This is a genomic window from Nitrospirota bacterium (assembly GCA_020846775.1).
In the GTDB taxonomy this organism is placed as follows: Bacteria; Nitrospirota; 9FT-COMBO-42-15; order HDB-SIOI813; family HDB-SIOI813; genus RBG-16-43-11.
Map to the genome: position 1 here is coordinate 1 of JADLDG010000123.1, position 3690 is coordinate 3690.

4 protein-coding genes are annotated in these 3690 nt (G+C 48.0%); 2 read left to right on the plus strand and 2 right to left on the minus strand.

Going from position 1 to position 3690, the window contains the following annotated elements:
* Positions 1 to 589: nucleoside triphosphate pyrophosphohydrolase (gene mazG, locus IT392_13345; protein MCC6545457.1), on the minus strand; the 589-nt coding region annotated here is incomplete at its 3' end.
* Between the two features lie 635 nt (positions 590 to 1224).
* Between mazG and IT392_13350 the strand changes: the two genes are divergently transcribed.
* Both IT392_13350 and IT392_13355 read left to right on the plus strand, forming a co-directional pair.
* Positions 1225 to 2433, plus strand: a complete 1209-nt coding sequence (locus IT392_13350) for a cytochrome c4 (GenBank protein MCC6545458.1) — start codon at positions 1225 to 1227, stop codon at positions 2431 to 2433.
* Positions 2434 to 2616: 183 nt separating this feature from the next.
* Complete coding sequence (locus tag IT392_13355; GenBank protein MCC6545459.1) at positions 2617 to 3348, plus strand: adenine nucleotide alpha hydrolase; 732 nt, start codon at positions 2617 to 2619, stop codon at positions 3346 to 3348.
* A gap of 98 nt (positions 3349 to 3446) precedes the next feature.
* Here IT392_13355 and IT392_13360 read toward each other — a convergent pair.
* The coding region (locus IT392_13360; protein MCC6545460.1) for a DUF488 family protein at positions 3447 to 3690 on the minus strand (244 nt) is incomplete at its 5' end.

Below are 3690 nucleotides of genomic sequence, written 5' to 3' on the forward strand. Positions count from 1 at the left end.
CAAATAACAGATCCCCAAGCTCGCTCTCCATCCCTTCGCGGTCCCCCACTCTGAAGGCCTCTTCAAACTCACCCATCTCCTCCTGGACCTTGGCAAAGACCTGATCAACATGTTCCCAGTCAAACCCCACCCTTGCAGCCCTTGCCTGTAACTGATGGGCACGAAGCAGTGCGGGAAGGTGTACAGGTACTCCCTCAAGGATTGACTTTCTGTCATTCCCCTTTTCACCCTTCTTTATCTCCTCCCACTGTTTCAACACCTCTTCTGCGTTATCCGCCTTCTTGTCCCCAAAGACATGCGGATGCCTCCTCACCATCTTTTCACACGAAGCACTCAACACATCTTCAATATCGAATTCACTTTCTTCCTTGCTTATTCTTGCATGGAACAGTATCTGATAAAGCAGATCCCCCAGTTCTTCCTTCAACTTCTTTGAATCGTTCTCTTCAATTGCCTCCAGTACCTCATATGATTCTTCAATGAGATAAGGCTTAAGAGATTCACGCGTCTGCTTCTTATCCCACGGACAGCCGTTCTCACCCCGAAGTCTGTCCATTATCTGCACAAGCCTCTCCCAATTCTGCGACATTATTTCTCCTTTATACTTTATTTACTTATGAAACGTCCCGTAAGTGGTCTCAATTATACGCATAATCATTTTACATACCATCTTATTTGTATTAAGCCGCCCCGCAACGTGGTAATTCATAGTTAAAATAATCCACATGGCACCCAAAGTCAAACACTCAATCCCGGTTTGTCACTCCCGGCCGGCCGCCAGACAATTTTACCTGGATTATGCCATCACTGCGTAAGGCAAATGCAGCACCCCTTTCAGCCAGACTTTTTGAGGAACCGCATAGCACACACTATTGTAGCAAATGATACGATCAAGTAATTATTGTCGTAATCTATTGTTATGAAACAGTGAAGGGCAAATCGGTTTGAGGTTACAATGCTACTTTAGTAACCAATTTTAACATGAGAATATAGATGTGTCCCATGCAACCACAAGAAAATTCCTGTTGACAGAAAAATCTTGTGCTGATAGATTAGCCTCGTAAGAGCATATTCCTCGTGTGCATCCAAATAAATATCCACATCCGGATAACGTGATCTTCACGGGTACGGTGCTGCTGGACGAATTCAGGCGCGAACACACGCTGTAATAAAACCAACTATATCACGACCGGAGATCTGGCGAAATATGAGGGTGAAAATGGCGTGGGCAATGTGAAGGAACGAAAATCGCAGATGATTAATCCTACGGGGTTTCTTATGAAAAATCTGATTGTTGGAATAGTGCTGTCGGTCGCGCTGATAGGCTGCGCGGATAAAAACCAATCAACCCCCAAAACCACAACTGAAAAGCTATCTGCAGCAGATGTAGACGCGGGTAAAACGATTGCCGAGCGGGACTGCAAGGGTTGCCACGGCGTGGATGGGCGCGGCCTTGCCCCGGCCATTCCTCATCTTGCGGCGCAAAGAGAACGCTATCTGCTCGCATCGCTGAATGAGTACAAGGATGGTAAGCGTACTCATGCCGCCCTCAGGGATTTGACCGGGCATATGAGTGAAGCCGACATGCGCAATGTCGCCGCGTACTACGCCAGCCAGTCGCCAGTCCAAAGTGCCGCGGCTACGGATATGAAGCATTCGTCCCCATATGAGCAGGGCAAGGCGCTGGCGGCGGCGTGTGTCAGGTGCCATGGCGACGACGGCAACAGCAGGATACCCGGTACTCCCAGTTTAGCCGGCCAGCAGCCACATTATCTCGTTGCCTCATTCCAGGAGTATCACCGGGATGATCGCGAAGCGGCTATGATGAAGTCCAGGTTGCGCGATTCAGGCAAGCTGGAAATCGAAAGCCTGGCGCTATACTTTGCAGTTCAAACCCCTGCTCAGCGCACCTCACCCTTGCGTGGTGATCCGGCTGCCGGCGAGCCCCTGACCGCCATGTGCGGCGGTTGTCATGGCGAGCACGGCGTGAGCACTGATGCCGCGACGCCAAGCCTGGCTGGTCAGGATCCACAGTACCTGATAAACGCAACCAAGGCGTACCGCAAGACCCGCCAAAATTGGGGCATGCAGAGGTACGTGGCGGCGCTCAGCGATAAAGACATTGAAAACATCACAGCCTTCTACTCTGTTCAGAAGTCCAAAGCCGCTGACCAGGCGCCGAGCTCGACCCAGGAGCTTGCTGAAAAATGCGATCGCTGTCATGACACCGAAGACAATCCAGCGATAATCGCGCCTAAGATGAGAGGACAGGACAAGGACTATCTCGTCATGGCACTAAGAGCATATCGCGACGACAAGCGCGAAAGCTCTACTATGCACAGGATGAGTACCATGCACATGATGAGCGTTCCCTACAGCAACGCCATTATTGAAAGTCTGGCTTCATGGTATGCCAGCCAACCGGCAAAATAAGCGCAAATGGGGGTTTATTGAACTACGGCGCATGTTGCGCGTACTTCAAAGCGAGGGCGCGGCAAGTGATGGATAATGCGAAAGATTTCTCAAAACAATCCGGGATGGATGTAGTATGAGATAGGTTGCTATGACGTGGAAGCTAATACAGCTTTCTTAATAGTCAGGTGAAGGAAAGCGTATATGAGAAGAAAAACACTCCTTTCCTGGAGCAGTGGTAAAGATAGTGCGTGGGCACTACACGTATTGCAACAGGAGCCGCAGGCTGACGTGGTTGGTTTATTCTGCACGGTTAATAAAGAGTTCAATCGTGTAGCCATGCATGGTGTAAGAGTCGAGCTTCTTCAACAACAGGCAAGAAGTGCCGGCCTTCCGCTACACATAATTCAGATTCCGTATCCGTGCAGTAACGGTGAGTATGATAATGCCATGACCTCATTCATTGATGAAGCGAAAAAGGAAAATATCGATTGCTTTGCGTTTGGTGATCTCTTCCTCGAAGATGTGCGGAGGTATAGAGAAGATCGTCTAAAAGGAACCGGAATAGCGCCAATATTTCCTATTTGGGGCATTCCAACAAAAAAACTGTCCCGAAAAATGGTACCCAGCGGATTAAAAGCCATGATCACATGCATTGATCCGAAACGTCTTACAAGGGAATTTGCTGGTAGAGAATACAATGAATCCTTTTTGGACGATATTCCCGCAGGAGTAGACCCATGCGGTGAAAATGGCGAATTTCATAGCTTTGCATTCGATGGTCCAATGTTTCAAAACCCAATAGAGATATCTTTGGGAGAGGCTGTTCATCGGGATGGTTTTGTGTTTGCAGACCTGTTGCTACCTAACCCGGTAGTTTCACCCATTCTCTACTCTAACCTTATCCCCAATGAAGCAAGGACAGAGCTCCGTTGAGACTCTCTGAGCACCAGGGTCTGCCTGTGTTGTTGTGACGTATATAAAGAGGGCAGGGCGCCCGGGAATGACCTGCTGAAAAAAGTCAGACGATACTATTAAAAGTTTAACAGGTTGAACGACTTGTGAAATGCGTCATGCTGTCTCGTATTAATCATATTTATATATTCTTCTAATGCAACCGCCTTATTGTGTTGTAATTCTTTGTAACCAAATAGAAGCACCACATTGCCCTTGCTTATGTAGCTGACAAGTTCGTTTATTGTTTCAACTTTCATTTCTATTTCAGCAAAATACCTCTTCTTAAATTCAGGCCACTTTTGAACATCATGTTGATACCAG